The following is a 25604-nucleotide window of genomic DNA, read 5'->3' on the forward strand; positions in this document are numbered from 1 at the left end:
ACCAGATCGATCACCCGAGGAGCTGAGATGGACAACCGCACGCCGGTAACCGTGATCGGGCTCGGCCCGATGGGCCAGGCCCTGGCCGGAGCCTTCCTGAAGGCCGGACACCCCACCACCGTCTGGAACCGCACGGCGAGCAAGGCCGACGCGCTCGTCAAGGAGGGCGCGGCCCTGGCGGCCTCCCCCGCCGAGGCGATCGAGGCGAGCCCGCTCATCGTCGTCTGCGTCCTGCACTACGACGCCGCCCTGGGCATCCTCGCGCCCGCCACCGAGTCGCTGAAGGGCCGGACACTCGTCAACCTCACCGCCGACTCACCCCGCCGCGCCCGCGAGACCGCCGCCTGGGCCGACGAGCACGGCATCGGCTACCTCGACGGCTCGATCATGACCCCGACCATGACGATCGGCACCCCCGACGCGGTCGTCCTGTTCAGCGGCCCCGAAGAACGCTTCCGCGCCCACGAACAGACCCTGGCCGCCCTCGGCGGCCCGCGCCACTACTTGGGCGAGGACCCAGGCCGCGCCGCCGCCTACGACATCGCCCTCCTGGACGCCTTCTGGACGACCGTAGGCGGCGTCACCCACGCCCTAGCACTAGCAGAGGCCGAAGGAATCAAACCCTCAGACCTCGTCCCCCTAGCCCAAGGCATCATCAGCCTGGTCCCGACCTCACTCCCCCTAATCGCCGGAGAGGTAGAGAACAACGAGTTCCCAGGCGACTACTCCAACGTGGCGTCCGGCGCCGCAGGCATGGACCACATCATCGAAGCCACCGAGGCCCAGGGCATGGACGCGAGCATCATGCGCGCCATCCGAGCCGCCGCCCAACGAGCCCTGGACGCCGGCCACGCCGCCGACGGCTTCGGCCGCCTAGTAGAAGCCCAACGCCCCCACTAACAACAAGGCCCTCGCTAACGCTCGGACAGCCTCATTGGGGGCTCCCGCCCCCAAACCCCCAAGGTGGGGGGGCTCCGCCCCCCACACCCCCCGAAACACAACGCAGTTGCCTTGTTGGCTGCGTGAGTGACCGCAATCAAGCAGCGTCCCGGGTGGCAGTCCCTCAGACTGCGCCCGATGAGAACTTTCTCTACGTGTTCAAGGGCGCCCGCTTGGCGGTCGCCGGCGGCCGCGCCCGGCTCTGCGCGCCGGGCATGCGGCCTGTTCCGTCCGGTCCCGGCGCGGAGCCTGTGCGCGGCCGCCCCAGCGCAAGCGGGACCCTGAAGCCCAGGCTCCTCACCGGCTGAGCAGCCCTCCCCGCTTCCGGCGTCAAGGTCAGTTCCGTCGAGCCGCTCGACGGCCGGGATCGATGCCGCTGGACGGTTCCCGACTTGTACGGGGCCTTGCGACGGGCCATTGCGGGCGGGTAGGTGCTGCCGGTCCGCCGACCAAGGCTACGAGGCCCCGCCCCCTCACAAGTCCGGAACCGTCCAGCTTCAAAGCGCAGGAGTTGTCACGAATCGTCGCAGCTCCACGATTCTGCTTTAGGAGCGCGGCGCCGCTCCGCGGCTTCTATCGGAAAATCGAAGGTCTTGCGTCTTGTTCCTCGCCACCAGGCGGCGGATGCAAGGGGCGACGCCACCGATCACGCCAGCGCGCCGTTTTCGGCTGTCTGGTGTCGCGCGTCCGGTTCGGAGGCGGTCTCGCGTTCGAATGTGCGGCTGGTGAATCCGTGTCGACGTGCGCCGATGACGATAGCGAGCGCCGGGAGCAGGAGCGCGAGTGTGATCCAGCTCAAGGAGGGGGAGCCCAGCACGTTGAGGGTGATACCGCCGATGATCGCGCCTGCGGCGATCGCGATGTTCCAGCATGTGGTGAGGAGTGCTTGTGCGACGTCGCCCGCTGCGCCTGCGGCGTCAGCGATCGCGGTTTGCAGCAGGGTTGAAGCACCGCCGAACGCGAGTCCCCACAGGGCCGCACTGGCGTACACGAGGGCGGGGTTGCCAGAGAAGACGCTCAGGATGAGAGCGGCTGTGGCCAGGAGCGCGCAGGCCAGGATCATGAGCATGCGCAGGTGCCGGTCGATGAGTACGCCGGTGAGCCAGATGCTCACGAGCGAGACCAGGCCGAAGGTGAGCAGCACCGAATCGACCTGACCCGCCATGCCGAGCGGGGCCAGGAACGGGGCGATGTAGGTGAAGAGGATGTTGTGTGCGAACACGAACGTCAACGTCACGACGAGGACAGGGGCGACTCCGGGCAGACGGAACGTGTGGGCCAGCGGCAGTCGTGCGCCCTTGGATTGGCCGGGGAAGTTCGGAACGGTGGCGATCACCCATACGATCAGGGCGAGAGTGACCAGCGTGATGATCCCGAACGCGAATTGCCATTCGACGGCCTTGGCGAGGAACGCGGCTGCGGGGACCCCGACGGACAGTGCAACGGTCCCGCCCGCCATCGCGATGGCCATGGCCTTGCCGCGCTGGTGCGCGGGAACCATCCTCCGGGCGTAGCCGGCAAGGAGCGCCCAGAGCAAGCCGCCGACGATCCCGCCGAGGAACCGCGCGGCCAGGGTGAGCGCGAAATTGCCGGACAAGGCCGTGACCGTGTTGGCGACCGCGAATCCGGAGATCGCGAACAGCAGCAGATGCTTGCGTCGCCAGCCGATCGTGGCTCTCGTGAGAGGGACCGCCGCGAGAATCGCCCCGATCGCGAAGACCGTGACGCTCTGCCCCGCAGCCGCCTCGCTCACTCCCAGGTCGCGGCTCATCTGCGACAGCATCCCAGCGGGCATCGTCTCCGTCAGGAGCGTGATGAACCCCGTGGCAGCCAGAGCCAGCAGACCCGCGAGCGGGAACCGTGTTTCAGCGGCGGAAGGGGACGGTGATGTGTCCGTTCGTGTCATATTCTTATCATCAATGTGTGACATTGATGTGAGGGTCAAGTCCGGCTGCGTCGCAGCCCAGACACGACGGGTGTGGGGATGAAGATCGGTGAGCTCTCCCAGCGCACGGACACGCCGGTGCGGATGCTCCGCTACTACGAGGAACAGGGGCTGATCCACTCCGAACGGCTCCCCAACGGGTACCGGAGCTACGAGGACTACGTTGTCGACCGGGTGTGGCAAGTGCGGGGCCTACTCGATGTCGGCCTGCCCACACGGATCATCAAGCAGATCCTTCCCTGCCTGGACAGCTCAAGGGCGATATACCTGCCGTACGTCACCCCAGACATGATTGCGACGCTCGAACATGAACGCGACCGCATGGCAGAGAAGATCGAATGCCTCACGAAAAACCACCGAGCCATCAACGACTACCTCGACGCCGTGAGCCACGAAATCCGAGCTTCCTGATGGGACGCCCCAGTACGTCTTGAGCCGCCCCGGGTTCGTTGGAGACTCGATTGAGAGAATGATCGAGTCCCCCTACTCTCCCGAGTTGCGGCAGCGTGCGGTCCGTATGGTCCGTGAGGGGCGTCCGCAGTACGGCAACGAGATGGCCGCGATCAAGCAGCGTTCTGGCTGGCAGCCCCTCTGGCTGCGTGAGTAGCGCGAGGCGCGAGGTCTGAGCCTTGAGTCCGCCGGGGACCAGTTGCGCCAGATCGCCGACCGGGCGGGTCTAGGCGTCGCGGCCAACTTTCAGACCCTGTGGGGTCATGAGAACGGGACGGTCTACCCAGGCCCGCATTATCGCCAGGCGTACTGCCTGATGTACCAGGCATCCGCGCCCGACCTAGGATTCCGGCTCCCCCTACCCGGGAAGCACGTCGCCCAGGTCGCCGCCGTCCCCGTCCCCAGGCCCGCCACCCCACCAGGAGCCACCGAGACGGTCGCGGTCACCATCTCCAACGGACTCGACCAGGTCACCGCGCCACCCAAGATCGAGACTCCGCAACTGGCGACGTCCTCAAGGACCGGGTCGTCAACGCGTGGTGAGATCGAACGTGCCACCAGCCGCCCACCCCTCGACCTAACGGCGTGCTTCCCCGACAACGGAACCCTGAAGTCCCGTTCCTGCGCAGGTTTGGATGTTCGACGGGTCGGTCGCCTGGGCGGTGCTAGTTGCTTGGGTGGGTTTCGGTGGGGGGCAGGGTGTCGGCTTTGATTGCCTGGAGTACTTGCTGATGGAAGCGGTCCATGGCTGTGTCGATGCTGTGGACGAAGCCGGCTTCCTCGATGCCTCGCTTGGTGCCCATGCTGGTGGGCAGGGTCAGGCGGAACGAGGTGATCTGGGCTCCTTCTTCGGGGAGGAGAAGGCCGGGCTCGGCGTTGAGGTTCTTGATGAGGTCGCACGGGCCCGTCGTCTGGCGTGGGCTGAGGGCCTCGACGCGGAGTTCCGGCGGGGCATCGACCAGTTGTCTGAGAAGCCACTGCACGCGGGTGAGGGGGCGGGCTCGCTCCGCCGCGGGGATCTCGACGGTGGTTTCGATCTGACCGAGGCGGAGATCGGCCTCGACGAGGACGGGGCCGCCGGCGTTGGGGATACGGATCTCAGTGCTCATGCGTCCCTTTTCGACCAACGAGGTCACGGTTTGCAGGCGGCGTACCGATGCGTCGCCATCCCGCTGCTTGCGCAGGACGGGAGCGATGGAGAGGCCCGTTTCCCCGCTGAGCCGCAGGCACAACTGCCTGACCAGCTTTTCCCAGTTCTCGGCCACCTGCATCGCTCGTTTGTCGCCCAGCCGCAGGGTGCCGGTGGTGACGGCGTTACGGACCGGGACCCAGGCCGATCCCATGTCCTGGAAACCTTGGCAACCCGCGTTGGGCTGGCGTAGGTAGTGCAGGAACTCGCTGAGCAGCCATGCGTGTGCGGGGTTGGCGACGCCGTGGTGGTGACAGAGCATGTGGGCTTCGTGGGCGACCTCAGCCCAGGACAGGTGGCGCAATGCGACCTTGCGCAGCCGTCGCTTGTCGACTGGCAAGGGATGCTCGCCGTCCAGTGCGAGGTCGTTCGACAGGGTGATCACGGTCTCGTACCCGTGCCGTGTGGCGACCTCCAGATAGGACTCGACCTGCTCCAGCTTGAGCGGGTTGCCGCCGGTCTTGGTCTCGATCAGAGCAGTCCAGATCCGACCGGCGCGGGCGACGCGGATGATCCCGTCGGGACGGACCTTGGCATCTCCGTGTTTGAAGGAGGCTTCCGTGAAGGTCTGGATGGTTCCCGCGGGGGCACCGAACCGGGCGGTGAGGCGCCTGCCGAACTCGGGCACATGGGCCATTACCGCCAGCAAAGTGGAGGTGGCCCGAGCCTCTCGTTCCTGATCGTTGCGAAGTCCGTTGACTGAGAACACGCGCGCGTGCTGCCAGGCGGAATGCTCGGCGAGGTTGACCTTGGCTGCTTTCGGCAGCGTGACCTTTTTCTTCGCCGTACGTACCCGGCCGGACCGGCTGCGGCTGTCGCGTTTCTCAATGATCGCCGGCTCGGTTACGGTTTCCGTCGCGGCAGCTGGGACGGGGTCCTTCGATCTAGGCGCCTCGTCAGGCTGGGGCTCTGCTTCGGATTGGTCTTCGCTCTCGTCGACATTGATGCCGAAATCGGTTGCCAGACCCGCCAATCCCGCCTCGTACCCTTGGCCTACCGCGCGGAACTTCCAACTGTCGTCCTTGCGGTACAGCTCACCAAAGATGAAGGCCATCTCCACAGTGGCATCGCTGATATCGAAAGACAGCAGCACCTCCCCGGCGCTGTCCGCGATGCTCAGGCGCAGATCGTTGAGATCTCCGAAGGTGGCTCCGCCGTCGCGGCTGGCAGTGATGATCACGCGCTGCACTTCGGGGGATAGCGCGCCCAAGTCCATGAGAATGCGATCTTCGCTTCCGCTGCCGGTTGGAGACTTGCCCAGCAGTTGGACGGATTGATCAGCGCTGGTCGGCTGGTTGTAGAAGATGAAGTCGTCGTCACTTCGGACCTTGCCACTGGCGTTGAGCAGCAACACCGACACATCGGCTTCACCGGTGCCAGAGGGATCGGTCCAACTCAGCGCCACTGTAATTGGCCCTGACGTCTCGGTCAGGCTCGACAGACCGACGTTGGCGCCCTTGGACATCCGCTGCACAGGTCGCTCCTCTGTTCGTGACGACAACGAGCGTGCGGCTGCGGTTAGCGGGATGATCTCTGTAGCAACAGACCAACCTGGCGGTGAGTCGCTGGCAGTGATCATTTGCACGCGTAGAGGTAATCCTAGGCAGGTTGAGTCGACGTCCATCCCGTCGAGCTGGGGATGGCCATATATGGCCGAGAGCGGGCGGATGAGTAACGGCGAATTTGGGGACGCTTTTTCTTGGTGGCGTTAGCGGCGATCAAAGCATCGAGGGAAATGGCTCTATGTTGCGGGGTGTGGCTGGCTTGTGCTTATCGGGGTGGTGCTGGCCCCACTGATCGCCCTTTTCGTGACGGGTGCGCTGATCACTTCCGGTGACTGGACTACCGGGATGGTGGTGCTGAGGAACGGGATGTAGAACGGCCCGGGGCCTCGCCTCTGGCCGGAACGGGGGCCGCTATGGCGTCGTCCACTTCGGTCAGGATCTGGCGGGCTGGGGTATGCCTCGCCGGAGAGGGTGAGTTCGACGCGGCGGGGCGTCCGGGGCAGTAACTTGCAACCGACCAGGCGCTACAGCGCGCGGAGTTGCCTGTTCAGCGTGGGTTGTGACACGTACAGGCGGCTCGCGGCCCGGTTTTCGCTTGCCGACTCGAACGGTCTGCCTGCGGGCATCGTCGTGGTCACCTAATGGCCTCGTGGTGACCTTGCACAGGCTGGACGTCCTATGCCCGTGATTGCACCTCCAGAGTGGGCCGCTGGCGATTGGTGGCGGGTTAGGGGCGCCAGGTTAGGGAGGGGTCGGGGTGGTCGGTGAAGCCTAGGGAGCGGTAGAGGCCTTCGCTTTCGGGGGAGGCGTGGAGGTCTACACGGCGGACGTCGTTTTCGCGGAACCAGGTCTGGAGGGCCTGCATCAGGGCTCGGCTGTGGCCTTGGCGGCGGTGGGACGGATCGGTGACGACGCCGATGATGCTGCCCATGCGGCCGTTCGGGCGGCTGGGGCTGGGGAGCCAGACCTCGTAGGTGCCTACGGCGCAGGCGGCCAGGCCGACTTCGGCGTCCACTACGAGGATGCGGGCGTTTTCCTTGGTGAGGTCCTGCTTGAGGGACGTGGTGAGGTTCTCGCGCCAGATGTCGTTCCCCGGGGGGTTGAAGAAGTCGCCGCGCAGGGTCTCGAAGAGGAGGCTGCGGAGGCGGACCAGTTCGGGGACGTCGGTTTCTTCGGCGCGGCGCACTTTGGACATGTAAGGATCATAGGACACGTTGATAGCTGTCACAGGTCCAGGACTGCCGGGTCGAGGAGGTGGAGGCGGTCGGGGTCGGCTATGACGCCGAACTCGGTGATCTTGTTGTTCTTGGTGGTCAGGGCCAGGACCAGGAGGGCTTGGAAGTCGCCTCCCCGGGACGAGGCCAGGAACGCGTCCACTACCTGGCGTTGACGGGTCAGGTCGGTCTCCGGGGAGTGGGGTGTTCCTTTTACCCGGCGGCGGGCTCGGCTGGCTAGTTGGCGCGCGGCGGGTCCTCGCGGCGGGTGCTTCTGGTTCGGAGCATGTTGAGGCAGACGCGGGCGACGACGGTGGTCAGCCAGGCGTTCAGGTTCTCGACGGTGTCGGTCCCCGTGCGGTTCAGGCGCAGCCAGGCCTCCTGGACGGCGTTGTCGGCTTCGGTGAGCGAGCCGAGCATGCGGTAGGCCACGGCGCGCAGGTGGGGGCGGTGCTCTTCGAAGCGGTCCAGCGTCCAGACGCGCTCGTGGATCAGGTCACATTCGTCGGCCATGGAGTCACATTCCTGTCGTCGCGGGGGTCCTTGGCTGTAGACCCCCGGGGGCGCGCATGTGACCGGGGGCTGAGCGAAGTGGAGAGATCGATGACGTCGACCATCCTGGTCACCGGCGGAACCGGAACGCTGGGCGGGCACGTCCTGCCGCTGTTGGGGGACGCCGAGCTTCGGATTCTCAGCCGGCATGAGCGTGAGGGAGCCGAGTATGTGACCGGGGATCTGGTTAAGGGGGTGGGAGTCGAGGCCGCTATGGACGGGGCTGAGGTCGTCCTGCATCTGGCGGGGGGCGCCAAGGGGGACGACGTGGCTGCGGCGAACGTGGCTGCGGCGGCGGCGGAGTGTGGGGTGCGGCATCTGGTGCATATCTCGGTCATCGGGGCCGATCGGGTGCCGCTGGGGTATCTGCGGTCGCAGTTGAAGGCGGAGCAGGCGATCGTGGATTCGGGGGTGCCGTGGACGATCCTGCGCGCCGCGCAGTTCCATGACCTGGTCCTGATGATGATGGAGAAGATGACCAAGATGCCTGTGGTGCCGGTTCCCGGGGGGCTGCGTTTCCAGCCGGTCGATTCGCGGGAAGTGGCCGAGCGGCTGGTCGAGCTGGCGTTCGAGAGGCCGGCGGGGCGGGTGGCCGATATCACCGGGCCGAAGGTGTACGGGATGGACGAGCTCGTGCGCGGTTATCTGGAGGCTCGGGGGAAGCGCCGGCCGACGATGCGGGTTCGGGTACCCGGGAAGGCCGGACGGTCGTATCGGGCGGGCGAGAACCTGACGTTGGACGGTGCTCTCAAGGGGAAGCGCACTTGGGAGGAGTTTCTGGACGAGCAAGTGCGTGAAACTGCGACCGGGGGGCGTGCCTAGGCGGGGGTCAGGCGCCAGTGGCCGTAGGGGTTGTGGAAGAAGTCGTCCGGCTCGTACTGATCGTCGGGGTGGTGGGTGAGGATCCAGCGCGGGGCGTCTTTGGCCAGGCGGAATCCTTCGCCGTCCTTCATTTCGGCGGCTCGGTCCTCGGTGAGCAGGTAGAGGGCCAGGGCGTCGAGCAACTCGGCCACGTCATCGGGGGCGGGATCGCCGGGCCACACGACGCTGACATCGGGGGCGCCGAGGAGGTGCATGCCGCAGCTCATGTAGAGGTCTCCGGTGGAGATGGGGCGCTTGACCCACGCGTAATAGAGGGGCACAGGGCCCGTGTCTTCCGCGAATTCGAGCCAGCGGTCCTTGCCGTGAGTCAGGCCGTTGCTCTCGTTCTTGATGGCCGTGGCGCCGGAGCGGAAGAGGTCCGCGGTGAGGGTGAGGGTCGCTTGGGCGACGCTCCGGGCGACCTCGGGGAAGAGGGGGAGCGAGATCAGGTAGGCCACGGTGTCGTGGGATTCGACGGCCTGCCAGTCGGCGTCGGTGAACGAGGCCTCGGCCAGGCAGGCGGTGAAGGCGGCGGGCATCCTCGGGTCGAATTCGGTCTCGGGGGGATCGAGCCGGAAGCCCTCCTTGGCGGCGATGCGCGCGATCTCGTCCAGGTCCATTCCGGAGCCGAGGACGCAGAGGATGTGGCGGGGGAGGACTGCGGTCATCTGCGGCACCTTACGGCAATATGCGTCCTATGACGGAGGACTGGCGTTACGAGGAGTTGCGGCGTCTCGGGGAGCGCGAGCGGGAGTTGACGGTGGAACTCGTCGGGGTGCGCGGAGAGGTCGCGCGGCTGGTGAAGGAACTGCTTCCGCATCATGCCCCGAAAGACCGGATCAATGAGGTCATCCAGGCCAGCGGCTACAGCCGGACGTTGATCGAGGCCCTTCGGGGCGGAAAGGACATCTGGACGCGCTAGGCCGGGACGGCCAGGACATCTGGACGCGTTAGGCCGGGGCGGTCAGGGCGTCGATTCCCAATTCCTCGGCCGCTTGGACGAAGGCGTGGAGGGTCGGGCTCGTGCAGGTGGCCGGGTAGATCAGGGCAAGCTTGGATACGGGTAGGCCGGTCACCGGAATGAAGGCGACGTCACTGCGGCCGTGGTACTCGGCGGTCGGGGCGCAGAAGAGCATGGCGCCGCGGTCGGTGGCGACCATCGTGAGGCCTTCGGGCAGGGTGCCCACCTTGGGGCCCTGGGGAATAGGACGTCCACCCGGGGTGACGGTGGGGGCCATGGGCTCGGTCCAGTAACGGGGGGCCGGTTCGGCGATGCCTATGAGACGGAAGTCGCCCAGTTCCTCGGCGGGGATGGCGGCGCGGGACGCAAACGGGTGCCGGGACGACAGCGCGAGTGTCTGCGGGACGCGATTGAACACCGGGCCGACCGTCAGGTCGGGCTCCCGTACGGGCAGGCAGACGAACGAGGCGTCGACCTCGCCGCGCCGCAGCGGCCCGAACGGGTCGCGGAGCGGGATCTCGACGGTGTCGACCTGGACGGTGGGGTGGTCGCGGCGGAGGGCGTCGATGCTGCCCAGGAGCGCGGGGGTCGGGTAGGCGATGAAGCCGACGCGCACGACCCCGGAGATGCCTCGGGCAGATTGGCGGGCGCGGGTGATGGAGTTCTCCAGGGCGGCGTAGGCGGGGCGCAGGTCGTCCAGGAAACGGCGGCCCAGCGGTGTCAGCTCAACACGGCGGCTTGTGCGGTGGAGCAGGCGGCCCCCGATGCGGCCCTCAAGCGCGCGCAGCAACTGGCTGATGCGACCCTGCGAGACATACAGGCGCTGGGCCGCCCTGCCGAAGTGCAGTTCCTCGCTGAGGACGAGGAACGCTTCCAATTCACGAGCTTCCAGCGACATGGTCACCCTTCGATTAGCCCCGTTAATACAAGGATGCGATCTTCGCCGTTGTTCCCGGATAAGGCGTCAATCGAGGCTTGGCGCATGACTACAACGGATCTGCCCGGCGCGCGGCCGGCATTGCTGTACTGGCTCGCGGTGGTGGCCGTGTCGCTGGGGACGTTCTCGGTCGTCACCACCGAGATGCTTCCGGTCGGCCTGCTCACCACGATCGGGGGCGACCTGCGGGCCTCGGACGGCGTCGCGGGGCTGGCGATGACGATCTGCGGGCTGGTCGGCGCCGTCTCGGCCCCGGCGGTGACTCTGGTGGCCGGACGGGTCGACCGGCGGCTGCTGCTGGGCGCGCTGATGGCCGTGCTCGCCCTGGCCAACCTGCTGGCGGCGGTCGCCCCCAACATCGTGGTGCTGCTGCTCTCCCGGGTGCTCGTGGGCATCACGCTGGGCGGGTTCTGGGCCATCGCGGCCGGGCTCGCCCCACGCCTCGTACCGGAGCGGTCGGTCCCCCGGGCGACGTCGATGGTGTTCAGCGGGGTGGCGGTCGCGTCGGTGATCGGCGTCCCGGTGGGGACGGTAATCGGGGACGCGGCCGACTGGCGTGTGGCGTTCGTGGTGATGGGCGTGGTCTGCCTCAGTGTGGTGGCCGCCCTGGCGCTGCTGCTGCCGCCGTTGCCCGCAGAGCGTCCGGTCCGGTTGGAGCAGCTGGGCGGGTTGCTGCGCCGTTCCGCGCCCGTCCGGGTCGGGCTGGTGTCCTTGCTGTTCCTGGTGACGGGGCAGTTCGCGGCCTACACGTATGTCCGTCCCGTATTGGAGAAGGTCTCCGGGATGGACGAGAGCCTGGTCGGCGTCCTGCTGCTCGGATACGGGGTGGCGGGGATCGTGGGGACGTTCGCCGCCGGGGCGCTCGGGATGCGGTGGCTGAACCGGACGCTGCTGGCCGCGGTGCTCATGACGTGCGCGTCGGTGATCCTCATTCCGGTCGCCGGGCATGCGCGGCCCGTCGTCGTGGGCCTGCTGCTCTTGTGGGGGGTTGCTTACGGGTGCGTTCCGGTCTGCTTGCAGATGTGGATGCTGCGGGCTGCGCCGCAGGCCCCGGAGGCCGGGTCGGCCCTGTTCGTGACCACGTTCCAGGTGGGCATCGCGGCGGGGGCCTCGCTCGGCGGGGTTGTGGCCGATTCGGTCGCCACGTCCGCGGTGATGTGGGCGGGCGGCGGGTTCGCCCTGGTCACAGCGGTGCTGATCGTGGTGTTCCGGCCGCGGTCCGAGCGGCCCGCGCCGGAGGCCGCGCGGGTGAGCGCGACCGCAGGACGTCCCTGACCTGGACGATCGATGATCGTTGGCCGTGGATCAATGTTCCATCGTCTAGGCTCGCCGGTATGGAGGATGCCCTGTCGAGCCTGCTGCGCGACGTCCGTCCGGTCGGGGCGCTGGTCGAACAGTCGCCCGTCCGGTCGCCGTGGTCGCTGCGGTACGCCGAAGAGTCGCCGCTGACGCTGCTGACGATGCTCAGCGGCAACGCCTGGGTGATCCCGGACGAGGGTGCTGCCGTCGCGATGAATACGGGGGACGTGGTCATCGTCGTGGGGTCCGAGCCGTTCACGGTCGCCGACGACCCGGGGACGGCTCCGCTCGTCATGGTCCTCAACGGGGAATGCGTGACCCTCGACGGGGAGGTCGTGGAGGGCGAGCTGGCCATGTGCGACTACGACGGCGACCCGTCCAACTCGACCGTCCTGCTGAAGAGCACGTACCGGGTGCACGGAAGCGTCTCGCAGCGGGTGCTGGCGGCGCTGCCGCGCGTCGCCCGCGTCCCGGCGGTGCCGGAGGGGTGCCCGACGCTGACGATGATCGCCTCGGAGATCCGCCGGGACGCGCCGGGGCAGCGGGTGATCCTCGACCGGTTGCTCGATCTGCTGCTGGTCTCCAGCCTGCGCGAGTGGTTCGAGCTGCCGCAGTCGCAGGCACCCGCCTGGTATCGGGCGCACGCCGACCCGCTGATCGGGCGCGCCCTGCGGCTGATCCACGACGACCCCGCGCGCGCGTGGACGGTCGCCGGGCTGGCCCGCGCGGTCGGGGCCTCGCGGGCCACGTTCGCGCAGCGGTTCACCGAACTGGTCGGTCAGCCCCCGATGGCCTACCTCACCGAGTGGCGCATCTGCCAGGCGGCCGACCTGCTCGCGCGTTCCGACGCCACGGTCGACTCGGTCGCGCGACAGGTCGGCTACTCCAACGCCTACGCACTCAGCGTCGCGTTCAAACGGACCCTGGGAATCCCACCCGGCCGTCACCGCGCCCTGGCCAGGTCCTAGGTGCGGTTCGGAGTCCTTGGCGCGGTCGAGGCATGGACCGGCGACGGTGAGACGGTTCCCCTCGGTGGCCCCCGGGTGCGGGCGCTCCTGGCCATGCTGCTGCTGGACGCGGGCCGAGCCGTGAGCGTGGCGCGGCTCGTGGACGGCCTATACGGGACGGAGGGCTCCGCCGACCCCGAGCACGCCCTGCAATCGCAGGTCTCGCGGCTGCGCCGGAGCCTCCCCGGGGGACTGGTCGAGTTCGCGTCCGGCGGGTACCGGCTCGCGGCCGATCCCGGCGACGTCGACGTCCACCGCTTCGAACGGCTGGCCGGGGACGGACGGCGCGCGTTCGCCAACGGGGACGCGGCGGGCGCCGACCGGCTGCTGCGCGAGGCGCTCGACCTGTGGCGCGGCCCCGCTCTCGCCGACGTCCGGCGGGCGCCGTTCGCCGAGGCTCAGGCCGGACGGCTGGACGAACTGCGTCTGACGGCCACCGAAGACCGTTTCGAGGCACGGCTGGCCAGGGGCGAGTACCGCGAACTCTTGGCCGAACTGCCCGAGGCTGTGGCCGTCCACCCGTTGCGCGAGAGGCTGCGCGGACAGCTGATGCGCGCCCTCTACGGCGACGGACGCCAGGCCGAGGCCCTGGAGGTCTACCAGGACGCCCGGCGCGCGCTTGCCGAGGAGCTCGGCGTCGACCCCTCGCCCGCGCTTCAGGACGTCCACCTGGCGGTGCTCAACGCAGAGCGCGCGCTCACCGACGTCGCGCCGTGCGGTGTACCCGCACAGCTCACCAGCTTCGTGGGCCGCGACGACGACCTGCGCCACGTGGCCGCGCTCCTGCGCCGCGAACGGCTCGTCACCCTTACCGGGACGGGGGGCGTCGGCAAGACGCGCCTGGCGATCGAGGCGGCCGAGCGTGAGAGCGGCGACGTCTGCTTCGCCGACCTCTCGGAGGCGTCCGACGCGGCACAGGCGGTGATCGGCGCGCTCGGGCTGCGCGAGGCCGGGCTCGTCCCCGGGGTGTCCGGGCGGGCGGGGCCGGTCGACCGGCTCGTCGCCGGGATCGGGGAACGGCGGCTGCTGCTCGTCCTGGACAACTGCGAACGGCTCGCCCGCGACGTCGCGCGTCTGGTGCGGCCGCTGCTGGCGTCTTGCCGGGGCCTTCGGGTGCTGGTGACGAGCCGCGAGCGGCTGGACGTCACCGGGGAGGCGCTGTACCCGGTGGCGCCTCTCGCCGACGAGGCGGTGCGGCTGTTCGCCGACCGGGCCGCCGCCGTCCAGCCGGGCTTCGAACCGGGGGCGCCGGAAACCGTCGCTCGGATCTGCCGTGCGCTGGACGGGCTGCCGCTGGCCATCGAGCTGGCTGCCGCGCGGTCGCGGACGCTGGCGGTGGAGGAGATCGCGTCCCGATTGGACGACCGGTTCCGGCTCCTGTCACGGGGCGACCGCTCGGCGCCGCCCCGCCACCGGACGCTGCGCGCGGTCGTCGGGTGGAGCTGGGACCTGCTCGGCCCCGCCGAGCGCGCGCTTGCCGCGCGCCTCACCGTCCTACGGGGTGGCGGCACGCTCGATGCCGTCCTCGCGCTGTGCGGCGACGACGCCGTCGGCCCGCTGGCCGATCTCGCCGACAAGTCCCTGGTCGAGCTCGGCGGCGGGCGGTACCGGATGCTGGAGACCATCCGCGCGTTCTGCGCCGAACAGCTGGACCCCGGGGAGCGTGAGCGGACGCGAGCCGCGCACACGGCGTACTTCCTCGGCCTGGCCGAGGCCGCCGAGCCCCGGCTGCGCGGCCCCGACCAGCTGGAATGGCTCGCCCGGCTGGACGCCGAGCGCGGCAACCTCGACGCCGCGCTACGCGCCGCCGAGCCTGAACCCGGCCTGCGGCTGCTCGCCGCCCTCTCCTGGTACGGGCAACTGCGCGGACTGACCGAGGAATACGCCCCGATCGCCACGGCCCTCATGGACGCCGTCGGCGGCGAGCCCCCCGATGGGCTCGACGAGGAGTACACGCTCTGCGTCGCCACCGCCGCAGCGGCGAGCCACGACCACGACGACGAATTGCGCCGCCGGCTGACGGCGCTCGGGCGCCCCGTACGGCACCCGTCGCTTCTCGCCCTCAGGCTCATGGTCCTCGGCCCCGGGTTCGCCGACCAGAACGCGTCCGACCCCTGGTCCCGGGCCTACGCGCGGCTCGACCACGGCGTCGTCGGCTTCCTGGACGGCGACGCGTCCGGCGCCGGACACGCCTTCGAGGCCGCGCTGGACGAATTCCGCCGCATCGGCGACCTGTGGGGCGTGGCGACCGCGCTCGACCAGCTCGCCGCTGTCGACGCGTCCCGGGCCACCGCGCTGATCGACGAGGCGATCGCCGCGGCGACCCGGCTCGGCGCCGTCGAGGACATCACCCGCCTGCTCGTCCGCAAGGGCGACGAGCACCTGGCCGAGGGCCGGCTCGACGACGCCAACGACGCCTACGAACGCGCCGCCGACTTCGCCCGCCGCTCGGGCATGCCCGAGACCCTGGCAGGCGCCCGCCGCGGCCTCGGCGAGATCGCGTACCAGCGCGGTGACCTCGCCGAGGCCCGCGAGCTGTACGAGCTGGCGCTCCCCGGCTGCGACCGCTGGTCGATCGGTGCCGAGGCCACCCGGCGCCGCATCCTCGCGGGCCTGGACCGCCTCGCCGACCGTGAGCCGATGGTGAGCGAACGGTGAGCGGCCGCGGCCAAGGTCGGTGAGGACGGGCGAACACCGACAGGGACGAGGTCGCGATGAACGGCAAGACGGCGCTGGTGACGGGCGGATCGCGAGGGCTGGGGCGGGCCATCGCACGACGGCTCGCGGCGGACGGGGCGGAGGTGTGCGTCCACTACTCCGCCAGCCGCGACGCCGCCCTCGACACCGTGGCGGCGATCGAGAAGGACGGCGGCACGGCCTTCGCCGTCCGGGCCGAATTCGGAACCGAAGGCGACATCGCCGCGCTGATGGCCGGGCTGGAAGGACGCGAACTCGACATCCTGGTGAACAACGCCGCCTGCGGAAACCTGGAGACACTCACAACCGGGTCGATCGAGAACCTCACCCCCGCGCAGTTCGACGAGGTCTTTGCGATCAACGTCAGGGCGCCCTTCTTCCTCGTCCAGTCGGTGCTGCCGCTGCTCCGTGACGGTGGGCGGATCATCACCATCTCGTCCGCGGCCGCCCGCGTCGCGGTGCCGTCCCAGATCGGCTACGCGATGACCAAGGGCGCACTGGAGGTCATGAGCCGAACCCTGGCCAACGCCCTGGGCAGGCGCGGCATCACGGTGAACACCGTGGCACCGGGTGCCACCGACACCGGCATCAACGACATCCTGCACACCCCCGAGGTCAGGGATTCCCTCGTCGCGATGACCGCCCTGGGCAGAATCGGAACCCCCGAAGAAGTCGCCAACGCCGTCGCCTTCCTGGCCTCCGACGAAGCCCGCTGGATCACCGGCAACCTCATCGACGCCACCGGCGGCCTCCACCTAGGCCCCCTCACCTAGGCCAAGCGCGACGGCCAGGGCGGGCGGGACGCGCAACGGGTTCCAACGCACGTCCAGGCGTTCCAGCGCGAGCAGGGGCCAGGGCTCGCCATGACCGGAGTCCCCACCGGGCGCCGCAGCGCGGGCGCTCAAAAACGCACAACCCACCCCCGAGACACCCCCACGCCGCCCAGATGACGAAGGTCGCACTGATGACCGCTCCCAACAGTGTCGGCACAAGCCACGACCGAGGACACCGCCAACGCCACTCGGATGGTGGGGATCGCGGTACAGGTCGTCCTCAACGTAGGCGGCGCGAACCGTCCCCGAGGGCGCGTCAGCGAACGCCTGGATCAGGAAGTTCGTGGTGGAGGTCGTCCTCAATGCAGGAGGCGCGAACCACACCGAGGGCGTCGCCAGTGAAGCCCAGATCGTGGTGGAGGCTGAGCTCGACCACGACGCGAGGGGTCTCGTCGGCTCGCGGGTCAGTCCTTGCGGTCGTCTTGGAGGGCTCCGGCGGTCAGTTCGTCGAAGCGGTCGAGGTCTTCGGCTGGGGCTTCGACGTCGTGGAGGGCGTCGCGTGGGGTCAGGTGGGCGCGGGTGTAGAGGCGGGCGATCAGGGCCTTGCGGTCCGTGCCCAGTTCCTCGCGTTCCCAGCCTGCCTGTTCCAGGAGGAGGGCGGCGTTGTAGACGTCGGTCATGTGCTGGGCCAGGGGAAAGAGGCGGGCCTCGGCGGTCGTGGGAGGCAGGGCGCGCCAGCCGGTGATCGCCTCGCGGAGGCGGGTGATGCGGCGGGTGACCAGATCGGCGGTGGCGTCGTCGCCGGACGGCGCGCGCTCGACGGCCTCGGTGAGGCGGGCCAGGAAGGGCTCGTGCGCCTGCTCGCGGTCGATGGCGCGGCGGACGTCCAGGCACAGGATGTTGTCGCCGCCCTCCCAGATCGGGTTGACCTGGGCGTCGCGCAAGATCCGGGCGACCGGCCACTGCTCGATGTAGCCGTTGCCGCCGTGGATCTCGATGGCGTCGCTGGCGGCGGTCACGCCCAGCCGGGCGGCGCGCAGCTTGGTCAGCGCGGGCGCGAGGCGCAGACGGGGCTGGCCGAGATAACCCTCGAACACCAGGGTCTGGGCGGCCTCGGTCTCGACGATCAGCTCGGCGAGCTTGCGGCGCATCAGCGGCTGCTCATCGAGCGGGGCGCCGAACGCCTCGCGGGCGCGGGTGTAGCAGAGCGACTCGACCAGGGCGCGGCGGGCACAGCCGAGCCCCATCATCGCGATGCCGAGCCGAGCGCCGTTGGTCAGCTCCATCATCCGCGACAGGCCCTTGCCGTCGCCCTTGCCCCCGCCCTCGGGCGCCAGCCGGAAGGCCTCGGCGTCGGTGAACTCGATCTCGCCGGACGCCACCGAGCGGGTGCCGAGCTTGTCCTTGAGGCGGCGGATCCGGATCCCGTTGCGCGAGCCGTCGCGGCGCTCGCGCAGAACCAGGAAGGGGACGATGCCGCGCACGCCGTCGTCCGCCCCCGCGGGCTTGGCCAGGACGACGAACGCCGAGCCGTTGGCGTTGGAGGCGAACCACTTGAGGCCGTTGAGCCGCCAGGCGTCGCCGTCCTGGGTGGCGGTCGTCTCCAGCGCGCCCAGGTCGGACCCGCCGGAGCGCTCGGTGAGCATCTGGGCGGCCTCGCCGGAGAACATCCCGGCCGAGAACAAGTCCCGCACGCGACGTTTGACGTCGTCCGGAGCGAAGAGCTCGGCCAGTCCCACGACCATGTCGCCGCCGGTGCCCAGCGCGCAGGCCATCCCGATGTCGGCCTGGTCGAGCAGGTAGCTCCAGGCCACGGCCAGCGGCGCCGCGTCCACGTCGGCATCGCGCGCCTCGGCGAAGAACTCGGGGCGGGTGAAGGACGTCGCCACCAGGTCATGCCGGGCGGCCTCGAACGACGGCGGCATCACGACCTGGCTGATATCGCGTCCCCATCGGTCGTACTTCTCCAACCGGGGCGGATTCTTGTCGGTCTCTTCGGCGCGGGCGGCGATCGGGCCGCCCATCATGCCGCCGAGGGATTCGAGCCGAGGCTCTGCCCATGCCAGGCCCTCGGCGCCCAGATGACGTCGCAGCATCGAGCGCAGACTCGGGTCGCAGGTGTACCAGTTGAGCCCGACGGCACCCCGATAACGCTCGGTCGCGTAACGGCGGGCCTTCTCCGGCCCACCGAAGGGAAGCCGGTCCACCGGCTCGATCAGATAGGAAGCCATAGCTCGGACATTACACTTCTAGTTCAGATGTCGAAAGAGTGTAATTCGCTAAGGTCTCGGACGTCATGGCCAACTCCCTCGGACTCCGCCCGCTCACGGCGCGGTCGGTGGTGCTCAGCACGCTGCTCGGCTCCCACCCACCCCGCCTGAAGGCGCGCTACCTCGTTCGCGTCGGCGAGTTGTTCGGCATCGCCGAGGGCACGATCCGCGTCGCGCTCTCGCGGATGGTGGCTGCGGGCGACCTCGTCCAGTCCGACGGCGCCTACGCGCTGACCGAGCGCCTCCTGGCACGCCAGGCCCGGCAGGACGAGAGCCGCACCCCGCGCACCCGCTCGTGGAACGGCGACTGGGAGATCGCCGTCATCACCGCCGAGCGACGTCCCGCCGCCGACCGCGTAGCGCTCCGCCAGGCCATGGCCGACCTCCGCCTCGCCGAGGTCCGCGAGGGCACTTGGCTCCGTCCCGCCAACCTGACGCGCGGACGTCCGACCACCGTCACCCAGCAGTGCACGTTCTTCACCGGCCGCCCGGAACAGCCCGCCCACGACCTGGCCGCCACCCTCTGGGACCTGGACGCCTGGTCCTCCAAGGCCCGCGCGCTCCGCACGGCCCTCAATGAAGCCACCGCTCTCGCCGACCGCTTCACCCTCGCCGCCGCCGTCCTCCGTCACCTGCTGGACGACCCGCTACTCCCGCCCGAACTCCTCCCCCCGTCCTGGCCCGGCCCCGAGCTCCGCACCCAGTACAAGCACTTCGAAGTCGCCTTCGCCCGCCTGCTAGCCGACCACGTCCCCACCCCCTAGAGAGCAGCAACGCCAGGACCAGCCCGTCCTGTGACCCGCGCCGCCCTGTGACCCGCGCGGTGCTGTCGCGCGGGCCGTGCTGTCACCCACGTGGTGCTGTCACCCGCGCGGTGTTGCCGCCCGGGCCGTGCTGTCGCGCGGGCGGTGCTGTCGCCCGCGCGGTGCTGTCGCCCGGGCGGTGCTGTCGCGCGGGCCGTGCTGTCGCGCGGGCCGTCCTGCTTCCCGCGCCGTGCTGTCACGCGCGCCGTCCTGTCGCCCGCGCGGTGTTGCCGCCCGCGCCGTCCTGTCGCGCGGGCGGTGCTGTCGCCCGCGTGGTGCTGTCGCGCGGGCGGTGCTGTCGCCCGCGTGGTGCTGTCGCCCGGGCGGTGCTGTCGCGCGGGCGGTGCTGTCGCCCGCGTGGTGCTGTCGCGCGGGCGGTGCTGTCGCCCGCGTGGTGCTGTCGCCCGGGCGGTGCTGTCGCGCGGGCGGTGCTGTCGCCCGCGTGGTGCTGTCGCCCGGGCGGTGCTGTCGCGCGGGCGGTGCTGTCGCCCGCGTGGTGCTGTCGCGCGGGCGGTGCTGTCGCCCGCGTGGTGCTGTCGCCCGGGCGGTGCTGTCGCGCGGGCGGTGCTGTCGCCCGCGTGGTGCTGTCGCGCGGGCCGTGCTGTCATCCGCGCCGTCCTGTCGCCCGCACGGTGCTACTACCCGCGCCGTCCCGTCACGCGCGCCGTCCCGTCACGCGCGCCGTCCTGTCGCCCGCGCGGTGTTGCCGCCCGGGCCGTGCTGTCGCCCGCGCCGTCCTGCTTCCCGCGCGGTATTGTTGTCGCCCGGGCGGTGCTGTCGCCTGGGCCGTCGCCACTGACCTGGCGCTGGGCGTCCTTGACGCCCTAGGCACTGGCCCGCGTCGTGGCCACCCTGCCGCGCACCGGGGTCGCCACCCCCGGGGTGTTCTGCCACGCCATGTTCACCTCGGGCGACGACCTGACGCTGCGCGACCCGCCCCCGCCCTGCCCCAGCGCGGCTTCTAGCACCAGGACGCTGCCGCCCGGGCCGTCTCGCCGCCGCGCTGTCCTATCGCCCGCGCTGTCCTATCGCCCGCGCTGTCCTATCGCCCGCGTGGTGCTGGCGCCCGCGTGGTGCTGGCGCCCGCGTGGTGCTGGCGCCCGCGTGGTGCTGTCGTCCGGGCCATGCTGGCGCCTGCGCTGTCTTGTCGCCGGCCTGTCTTGCCGCCTGCGCTGTCCTGGCGCCCGCGTTGTCCTTTCACCTGGGCCGTCTTGCCGTCCGTCCCTGACATCGCGCGGCCGTTGGCCGTTCAGGTCTCGGCTCGTTGGGGTGCTGGTTCGGTGGCGGGGGTCAGGCGTGGAGGGTGGGCCGGTAGATGAGCTCTTGGGTGTGGTCGTCGAGGACGCGGCTCTCGATCAGTTCGAGGTCGAAGTCGGCCGCTCCCTGGAAGATCGGGTCCGTTCCGGTCTGACCGGAGATCACGGGGAAGATCGTCAGCTGGACGCGGTCGACCAGGCCGGCGGCCATCAGCGCGCGGTTCATCGACAGGCTGCCGTGCGAGCGCAGCGGCACGTCGGACTCCTCCTTGAGCCGGGCGACGACGTCGAGGGCATCGCCGTTCACCAGGGTCGCGTCCGGCCAGTCCAGGGGGCCTTCCAGCGTGGTCGACACGACCGTCGTCGGCACGTTCCTCATCTGGCTGTTCACCGGGTCGAGGTCTTTCAGTTCCCCCGTGGCCGGGCCCATGATCTGTGCGAACTGTCGGAAGGTGTTGGCGCCGAGGACCATGCGCTGCTCCTGGCTGTACAGGGCGAGGCGGCGGTTGAGGAAATCGGGGCCCTGCTTGCCCCAGTAGCCGCCCCAGTCGCCGTCGCTGTCGTAGGAGCCGTAGCCGTCGAGGGTGGAGAAGACGTCGAAGGTGTAGGTGGCAGTCATGGTGCTCTCCCCTTGTATGTCGACCGGGGCCGTTGCCGGTCTCCCACCATGACCACGAACGGGTTCGGCGCCTTTCGACACCGCCGTGCGGAGAGTTTGGGATTTACCTCGCGTGCTCGCCCTTCCGAGCCTGGACGAGGCGTGCCCTGCCTGGAGAGGCCCGTGGTCCGTTGGGCGGGGTGGCGGGGTCACGTGTGTGGGTCCGTCGGGTTACGGGGGCCTTGATCGCCCCGTTGTGTGGTGTCGTGCCGTGACTTGAGCTTCGACGACGTGTGGGGCGGGGGCGCCCGATTTGTTGTGCGCTGGGATCTGTTGGGGAGTGGGTGGTCCCGGGGGCGTCTGGGGGGCGCGGCTAGATCTTTGCGTGGCCGGTGGTCCAGGCCCAGGCGGCTACGCCTACTCGGTTGCGGGCGCCCAGTTTGGCTTGGGCGTTGGCCAGGTGGGTTTTGACGGTTCCGGGGGAGATGAAGAGGGACGCGGCGATCTCGGCGTTGGTTTCGCCGCGGGCCACGCCGCGGACGATGTCGAGTTCGCGGTTGGTGAGTGCGGGGTCGGCCGTCAAGGGCGGGGTGGGGACGCGGTTCAGGAGACGGGTGGTGAATTGGGGGCTGATCAGGGCGTCGCCGGCCATGGCGGCGCGGACGGCCTCGATGAGGAGGGTGGGGCCGGAGCGTTTGAGCAGGCAGCCTCGGGCGCCGTTGTGCAGGGCGGCGGTGAGGTAGTCGTCGAGGTCGAAGGTGGTCACGACGATCACGCGGGTCGTTCCTGCCAGGCGGCGGGTGAGCTCCAGGCCGTCCACGCGTGGCATCCGGACGTCGGCGAGGACGACGTCGGGACGCAGGTGGCAGGCCAGTTCGATCGCCGTGGCGCCGTCGGGTGCCTCGCCGACCACGCTCATGTCGGGCTGGGCGTCCAGCACCATCCGGAAACCGCTGCGGACGTCGGCGGAGTCGTCGGCGATCAGGATCCGGATCATCGCGCCAGGCTCCGGGCGTTCAGGGGAAGGGCGGCGCTGATGCGCCAGCCCGTCCCGTATGGTCCGGCGTCCAGGGTGCCGCCGAGGGCGCGCACGCGTTCGCCGAGGCCGATCAGGCCGGACCCGCTCCCGGGTGCGCGGCGCCACGCGGAGCCGGTGTCGTTGGTGACGGTGATCGCCAGCGCCGGGCCGTCCGCGCGGTGGAGGGTGATGGTGACCGTCGTCGCGGCGGGGGCGTGCCGCCGGACGTTGGTCAGCGCCTCGGTCACCAGGCGGTACGCCGTGGCGTCGATCTCGCGGGGCAGGGGGGTGCCGAGGGCCGGATCGACCTGGAGCCGGACGTCGGCGGGGCCTGCGGAGGCGAAGCGTCCGGTCAGTTCGGGCAGGTCGGCCAGGCCGAGGGACGATGGGGCGGGCGTGCCGTGGAGCATGGAGACGGTCCGGTCCATGGAGGTCAGTGCCTGGAGTCCGGCTGCCTCGATGCGTTCGAGGGCGGCCAGGGCCCGGCCGGGGTCGGTTTCGGCGACGAAGCGGGCGGCCTGGGCCTGTGCCACGACGCCGCTGATGTCATGGGCGACGAAGTCGTGCAGGTCGCGGGCGAGTTCCAGCCGGACGGTCCCGATCAGCGTGCGGCGGTGGCGTGCGGCGGCCAGGCGCAGCCAGCCGCCGGCGGCGGCCGCGCCGATGGCGAAGATCGTCCAGATCGCGCACCAGGCCACCGCCCGGAACGAGGGTTCGGAGTCGTGGAACCGCAGCACCCACACCGTTGCCGCGGTGCTCAGGAGCACGACGGTGACGACGGCTTCGCGGGGCCGTGCCGAGCGGACGACGATCACGATGAGGCCGAGGAGGGCGAGCGCTTCCAGGGTGCTGCCCAGCCGGGCCGCGTTTCCCAGCGGCGGACGGAGCGCGATGGCCAGGACGGTCGTCGTCATCGAGACGCCGCTCGCCAGCGCCGCTACCCGTGTCATGGCCCAGAGAGTAGGCGTGGGCGGTTGCTCTGACCTCCCCCGAACGGGGTAGGCGTCCGGCCCGGATCCGCCGCCGGACACCCCGGACGGCAGATGGTCGCGCGCCTCGCGGCCGCCGAGGGTTGAGGCATGAAGACAACGAACGCTTCCTGGTCTGGCTGGATCGCCTACGCGGCGGCGGGCTGGTCCCTGGTCTACGGGCTGTTCGGGGTGTATTGGAGCCTGGACGGCGGCGGGTTCCCGTTCGGCGTCGAGCGCGATCCGCTTGGCGAGAAGGTCTCGATCCTGGAGCACGTCCAGCAGGACGCGGCGGCGCCGGTGATCGCCGTCCTGGGGTTCGCGGGTGCGCTGCTGGCGGTGGTGCTGGCACGCGCGCGGGCGGGCGGCCCGGTGGGGGCGGCGCTGGTGGGCATGGCCGGGCTGGCGGCCGTGTCGCTGGCGCTGGTGATCCCCGATTACCGGCCGCTGACCGCGGTGGGCCGGACGCCGGTGTTCCTGGTCGGACGGGTGTTCTTCGACTGGCCCAAGGGCGTGGACTTCTTCGGGCCCGGCATGTTCGACGGGCCCGTCCTCCACCAGTTCCTGCTCATCGGGGGCGGGCTGACCTGGGCGGGCGCCGCCGTGGCGTACCGGCGCCGCGTCCGCGCCGCGTGCGGTGACTGCGGCCGCACCGGGGAGACGGCGGACGGCTGGACGACACCGGCGGGCGCGGCCCGGTGGGGACGGCGGGCGGTCGTCGTCGCGGTGGCCGTCCCGCTGGTGTACGCGGTGACGCGCTGGGTGTTCGCGCTGGCCATCCCGCTCGGCTACGCCACCGAGGGCATCCGCCGCGAGGCCCGCGAGTCGCCGGGCATCTGGTGGGCGGGTGCGGGGCTGGCCACTTTCGGGGCGGTGGGCGCGATCCTCACCGTGGGGCTCGTCCAGCGCTGGGGCGAGGTCTTCCCCCGGTGGATCCCGTTCCTGGGCGGCAAGCCGGTGCGGCCCCGGACGGCGATCATCCCGGCCACGTTCGTCGCCGTCATCGTCACCGAGGCGGGCCTGATGTTCAACCGCGCGCTCGTCCTCGGCTATATGCCGCTGGACGATCCCGGCGATCTGGTGCTCTCGGCGCCCGCGCATCTGTGGACGCTCTGGGGGCTGGCCCTCGGCGCCGCGACCCTGGCCTACCACCTGCGGCGGCGCGGCCGATGCGGTACCTGCGGCCAACACTGACGAGAACGCGCTCATCATGATGAACAAGCTCTACCGTTGCGCCATGGCCGTCACCATCGCGGTGCCGGCCGCGCACGCCGCTCCCCCGGGGGCCGTTCGACAGAGTGCTGGAGGCCCTCCACGCCGCCGGAATGCCCGCGATCATGGCCTCGGCGGGCGACGGCACCCGAACCCGGGACGCCGCCGCCGGAGCGCGGGTCTCCACGGCGGCCGACCTGGGCACGTTCTTCCGCGCCCTGCTCGGCGGACGGCTGCTGCCACCCGCCCAGCCCGCCCAGTTGAAGCAGGTGCTGACACCGCCCGGCCCGCCGCCCAACACGACCATGTGCGGGTACGGACTCGGGCTGGTCCAGCACGAGATTCCCGGGTGCGGGCGCTTCTGGGGCCACAACGGGACGTTCGCGGGCACCACGCCGACGTCCTGGTCAGCGACGACGGCCGACGCCACTTCGGCTACGTGGTCAACCTGACAGGGCACGGCAACGAGGTGCCGACGCCGATCAGCAAGGCGTGGCGGAATCTGCACGACCATGCTGCCCGGACGGCGCTGTGCCCGGGAGTCAGCCTAGGGCGCGCGTGACGAAGGCGGTGAGGGCCTGGAGGGTCTCCTGGTCGGTGGACTCACCGGACAGGGGGCCCACCAGGGCCTCGGCCACGGCCCCCACCAGCGACGCGGCGGTGAGCTTGGCGTCCTGCGGCGGGAGGAGGCCGGCGTCGATGCCCTCGGTGATACGGCCCGCGATGAGGTCGCGGAAGGCGCGGCGGAAGACCAGGCGCTCGGCGTCCACGGCCGGGTCGACGGGCTCGGCCAGGAGGGCGTAGGAGAGCAGCGGGTTGCGCAGGGCGCGTCCGGCGAAGGTCTCGACGATCGCGACGATGCGCTCGTTCAGGTCGCCGGGGCCCTGTGCGGCCTCGGCGACGGCCTCGACCTCGCGGGTCACGACGGTGCGGAACACCTCGACGGTCAGGGCGGCCTTGCTCGGGAAGTGCTTGTACATGCTGCCGGTGGCGATCCCGGCGCGGTCGGCGACCGCCGCCATCGTGCACCCGGCGTACCCCTTCTCCGACAGCAGCGCGATCGCCGCGTCCAGGACGGCCTGGCGCTGGGCGTCCAGCCGGGCCTGGACGGCGGGCGTTCGGCGGTAGGGCATGACCGCATTGAACTGGG

Annotated in this window: 22 protein-coding genes and 1 pseudogene; 11 read left to right on the top strand and 12 right to left on the bottom strand. The window is 70.3% G+C overall.

Annotation, left to right across the window (positions count from 1 at the left end; all coding sequences use genetic code 11):
- Positions 1–27: 27 nt before the first annotated feature.
- A complete protein-coding gene (locus tag ACQPY4_RS01830; protein WP_433331693.1) occupies positions 28–900 on the top strand; it encodes an NAD(P)-dependent oxidoreductase in 873 nt (290 codons plus the stop codon).
- 685 nt (positions 901–1585) lie between these two features.
- Here the strand turns inward: ACQPY4_RS01830 and ACQPY4_RS01835 are convergent.
- Entirely contained in the window at positions 1586–2845 is a 1260-nt protein-coding gene (locus ACQPY4_RS01835) for an MFS transporter (RefSeq protein WP_433331695.1), read from the bottom strand.
- A 78-nt stretch (positions 2846–2923) separates the two neighbouring features.
- Here ACQPY4_RS01835 and ACQPY4_RS01840 point away from each other — a divergent pair, with 78 nt between their 5' ends.
- Positions 2924–3295: a MerR family transcriptional regulator gene (locus tag ACQPY4_RS01840; RefSeq protein WP_433331697.1), complete on the top strand. Its 372-nt coding sequence runs from the start codon at positions 2924–2926 to the stop codon at positions 3293–3295.
- A 2165-nt stretch (positions 3296–5460) separates the two neighbouring features.
- On the opposite strand, the pseudogene ACQPY4_RS01845 reads toward ACQPY4_RS01840, so the two are convergent.
- The 4 genes and pseudogenes from ACQPY4_RS01845 to ACQPY4_RS01860 form a co-directional block, all read right to left on the bottom strand.
- A pseudogene (locus ACQPY4_RS01845) lies at positions 5461–6147 on the bottom strand (TerD family protein); the annotation flags it as partial.
- 608 nt (positions 6148–6755) lie between these two features.
- Positions 6756–7223, bottom strand: a complete 468-nt coding sequence (locus ACQPY4_RS01850) for a GNAT family N-acetyltransferase (RefSeq protein ID WP_433331699.1) — start codon at positions 7221–7223, stop codon at positions 6756–6758.
- A 29-nt stretch (positions 7224–7252) separates the two neighbouring features.
- The gene (locus tag ACQPY4_RS01855) at positions 7253–7405 is read right to left on the bottom strand and encodes a hypothetical protein (RefSeq protein WP_433331701.1); all 153 of its coding nucleotides are present in this window, start codon (positions 7403–7405) and stop codon (positions 7253–7255) included.
- 74 nt (positions 7406–7479) lie between these two features.
- Positions 7480–7755, bottom strand: coding sequence for a sigma factor (locus tag ACQPY4_RS01860; RefSeq protein WP_433331703.1), 276 nt, complete (start codon positions 7753–7755; stop codon positions 7480–7482).
- A gap of 90 nt (positions 7756–7845) precedes the next feature.
- On the opposite strand from ACQPY4_RS01860, the gene ACQPY4_RS01865 reads away from it, so the two are divergent.
- The gene (locus ACQPY4_RS01865; protein ID WP_433331705.1) at positions 7846–8616 is read left to right on the top strand and encodes an SDR family oxidoreductase; all 771 of its coding nucleotides are present in this window, start codon (positions 7846–7848) and stop codon (positions 8614–8616) included.
- Here the strand turns inward: ACQPY4_RS01865 and ACQPY4_RS01870 are convergent.
- Positions 8613–9323, bottom strand: a complete 711-nt coding sequence (locus ACQPY4_RS01870; RefSeq protein WP_433331707.1) for a hypothetical protein — start codon at positions 9321–9323, stop codon at positions 8613–8615. The two genes, ACQPY4_RS01865 and ACQPY4_RS01870, sit on opposite strands and share 4 nt — an antisense overlap.
- Positions 9324–9352: 29 nt before the next feature.
- On the opposite strand from ACQPY4_RS01870, the gene ACQPY4_RS01875 reads away from it, so the two are divergent.
- A complete protein-coding gene (locus ACQPY4_RS01875; RefSeq protein ID WP_433331709.1) occupies positions 9353–9577 on the top strand; it encodes a hypothetical protein in 225 nt (74 codons plus the stop codon).
- Between the two features lie 28 nt (positions 9578–9605).
- Here ACQPY4_RS01875 and ACQPY4_RS01880 read toward each other — a convergent pair whose 3' ends face one another.
- Complete coding sequence (locus tag ACQPY4_RS01880) at positions 9606–10514, bottom strand: LysR family transcriptional regulator (protein ID WP_433331711.1); 909 nt, start codon at positions 10512–10514, stop codon at positions 9606–9608.
- An 84-nt stretch (positions 10515–10598) separates the two neighbouring features.
- Here ACQPY4_RS01880 and ACQPY4_RS01885 point away from each other — a divergent pair, with 84 nt between their 5' ends.
- Genes ACQPY4_RS01885 through ACQPY4_RS01900 form a run of 4 tightly spaced genes read left to right on the top strand, consistent with a single transcriptional unit; the run spans position 10599 to position 16329 of the window.
- Entirely contained in the window at positions 10599–11828 is a 1230-nt protein-coding gene (locus tag ACQPY4_RS01885) for an MFS transporter (protein ID WP_433331713.1), read from the top strand.
- Positions 11829–11887: 59 nt separating this feature from the next.
- Positions 11888–12820, top strand: a complete 933-nt coding sequence (locus tag ACQPY4_RS01890) for a cupin domain-containing protein (protein WP_433331715.1) — start codon at positions 11888–11890, stop codon at positions 12818–12820.
- Positions 12821–15517: an ATP-binding protein gene (locus ACQPY4_RS01895; RefSeq protein ID WP_433331717.1), complete on the top strand. Its 2697-nt coding sequence runs from the start codon at positions 12821–12823 to the stop codon at positions 15515–15517.
- A 56-nt stretch (positions 15518–15573) separates the two neighbouring features.
- A complete protein-coding gene (locus ACQPY4_RS01900; RefSeq protein ID WP_433331719.1) occupies positions 15574–16329 on the top strand; it encodes an SDR family NAD(P)-dependent oxidoreductase in 756 nt (251 codons plus the stop codon).
- 464 nt (positions 16330–16793) lie between these two features.
- Here the strand turns inward: ACQPY4_RS01900 and ACQPY4_RS01905 are convergent, their stop codons facing one another.
- Positions 16794–18560 carry an acyl-CoA dehydrogenase family protein gene (locus tag ACQPY4_RS01905; RefSeq protein ID WP_433331721.1) on the bottom strand — a complete coding sequence of 589 codons (1767 nt, stop codon included), beginning with the start codon at positions 18558–18560 and terminating at the stop codon, positions 16794–16796.
- 65 nt (positions 18561–18625) lie between these two features.
- Between ACQPY4_RS01905 and ACQPY4_RS01910 the strand changes: the two genes are divergently transcribed.
- Complete coding sequence (locus tag ACQPY4_RS01910) at positions 18626–19363, top strand: PaaX family transcriptional regulator C-terminal domain-containing protein (protein WP_433331723.1); 738 nt, start codon at positions 18626–18628, stop codon at positions 19361–19363.
- A gap of 1329 nt (positions 19364–20692) precedes the next feature.
- On the opposite strand, the gene ACQPY4_RS01915 is transcribed toward ACQPY4_RS01910, so the two are convergent.
- The 3 genes from ACQPY4_RS01915 to ACQPY4_RS01925 form a co-directional block, all read right to left on the bottom strand.
- On the bottom strand, positions 20693–21277 hold the full coding sequence (locus ACQPY4_RS01915; protein WP_433331725.1) for a dihydrofolate reductase family protein: 585 nt from the start codon (positions 21275–21277) through the stop codon (positions 20693–20695).
- 352 nt (positions 21278–21629) lie between these two features.
- Positions 21630–22253, bottom strand: coding sequence for a response regulator (locus tag ACQPY4_RS01920; protein WP_433331727.1), 624 nt, complete (start codon positions 22251–22253; stop codon positions 21630–21632).
- A complete protein-coding gene (locus ACQPY4_RS01925; RefSeq protein ID WP_433331729.1) occupies positions 22250–23224 on the bottom strand; it encodes a sensor histidine kinase in 975 nt (324 codons plus the stop codon). The genes ACQPY4_RS01920 and ACQPY4_RS01925 overlap by 4 nt, the downstream gene beginning before the upstream one ends.
- Before the next feature lie 129 nt (positions 23225–23353).
- On the opposite strand from ACQPY4_RS01925, the gene ACQPY4_RS01930 reads away from it, so the two are divergent.
- Together ACQPY4_RS01930 and ACQPY4_RS01935 are read left to right on the top strand one after the other, a co-directional pair.
- Positions 23354–24436: a hypothetical protein gene (locus ACQPY4_RS01930; RefSeq protein WP_433331731.1), complete on the top strand. Its 1083-nt coding sequence runs from the start codon at positions 23354–23356 to the stop codon at positions 24434–24436.
- A 104-nt stretch (positions 24437–24540) separates the two neighbouring features.
- Positions 24541–24906, top strand: coding sequence for a serine hydrolase (locus ACQPY4_RS01935; RefSeq protein WP_433331732.1), 366 nt, complete (start codon positions 24541–24543; stop codon positions 24904–24906).
- A 90-nt stretch (positions 24907–24996) separates the two neighbouring features.
- Here the strand turns inward: ACQPY4_RS01935 and ACQPY4_RS01940 are convergent, their stop codons facing one another.
- The gene (locus ACQPY4_RS01940) at positions 24997–25587 is read right to left on the bottom strand and encodes a TetR family transcriptional regulator (RefSeq protein WP_433331734.1); all 591 of its coding nucleotides are present in this window, start codon (positions 25585–25587) and stop codon (positions 24997–24999) included.
- Positions 25588–25604: the final 17 nt, after the last annotated feature.

The sequence above is a fragment of the Spirillospora sp. CA-294931 genome (assembly GCF_050946795.1).
In the GTDB taxonomy this organism is placed as follows: Bacteria; Actinomycetota; Actinomycetes; order Streptosporangiales; family Streptosporangiaceae; genus Spirillospora.

Bases quoted from the DNA above. Each gene is read 5' to 3' on its own strand.
- ACQPY4_RS01830 (WP_433331693.1), top strand. From the start codon at position 28: ATGGACAACCGCACGCCGGTAACCGTGATCGGGCTCGGCCCGATGGGC.
- ACQPY4_RS01835 (WP_433331695.1), bottom strand. From the start codon at position 2,845: ATGACACGAACGGACACATCACCGTCCCCTTCCGCCGCTGAAACACGG.
- ACQPY4_RS01840 (WP_433331697.1), top strand. From the start codon at position 2,924: ATGAAGATCGGTGAGCTCTCCCAGCGCACGGACACGCCGGTGCGGATG.
- ACQPY4_RS01850 (WP_433331699.1), bottom strand. From the start codon at position 7,223: ATGTCCAAAGTGCGCCGCGCCGAAGAAACCGACGTCCCCGAACTGGTC.
- ACQPY4_RS01860 (WP_433331703.1), bottom strand. From the start codon at position 7,755: ATGGCCGACGAATGTGACCTGATCCACGAGCGCGTCTGGACGCTGGAC.
- ACQPY4_RS01865 (WP_433331705.1), top strand. From the start codon at position 7,846: ATGACGTCGACCATCCTGGTCACCGGCGGAACCGGAACGCTGGGCGGG.
- ACQPY4_RS01870 (WP_433331707.1), bottom strand. From the start codon at position 9,323: ATGACCGCAGTCCTCCCCCGCCACATCCTCTGCGTCCTCGGCTCCGGA.
- ACQPY4_RS01875 (WP_433331709.1), top strand. From the start codon at position 9,353: ATGACGGAGGACTGGCGTTACGAGGAGTTGCGGCGTCTCGGGGAGCGC.
- ACQPY4_RS01880 (WP_433331711.1), bottom strand. From the start codon at position 10,514: ATGTCGCTGGAAGCTCGTGAATTGGAAGCGTTCCTCGTCCTCAGCGAG.
- ACQPY4_RS01885 (WP_433331713.1), top strand. From the start codon at position 10,599: ATGACTACAACGGATCTGCCCGGCGCGCGGCCGGCATTGCTGTACTGG.
- ACQPY4_RS01890 (WP_433331715.1), top strand. From the start codon at position 11,888: ATGGAGGATGCCCTGTCGAGCCTGCTGCGCGACGTCCGTCCGGTCGGG.
- ACQPY4_RS01900 (WP_433331719.1), top strand. From the start codon at position 15,574: ATGAACGGCAAGACGGCGCTGGTGACGGGCGGATCGCGAGGGCTGGGG.
- ACQPY4_RS01905 (WP_433331721.1), bottom strand. From the start codon at position 18,560: ATGGCTTCCTATCTGATCGAGCCGGTGGACCGGCTTCCCTTCGGTGGG.
- ACQPY4_RS01910 (WP_433331723.1), top strand. From the start codon at position 18,626: ATGGCCAACTCCCTCGGACTCCGCCCGCTCACGGCGCGGTCGGTGGTG.
- ACQPY4_RS01915 (WP_433331725.1), bottom strand. From the start codon at position 21,277: ATGACTGCCACCTACACCTTCGACGTCTTCTCCACCCTCGACGGCTAC.
- ACQPY4_RS01920 (WP_433331727.1), bottom strand. From the start codon at position 22,253: ATGATCCGGATCCTGATCGCCGACGACTCCGCCGACGTCCGCAGCGGT.
- ACQPY4_RS01925 (WP_433331729.1), bottom strand. From the start codon at position 23,224: ATGACACGGGTAGCGGCGCTGGCGAGCGGCGTCTCGATGACGACGACC.
- ACQPY4_RS01930 (WP_433331731.1), top strand. From the start codon at position 23,354: ATGAAGACAACGAACGCTTCCTGGTCTGGCTGGATCGCCTACGCGGCG.
- ACQPY4_RS01940 (WP_433331734.1), bottom strand. From the start codon at position 25,587: ATGCCCTACCGCCGAACGCCCGCCGTCCAGGCCCGGCTGGACGCCCAG.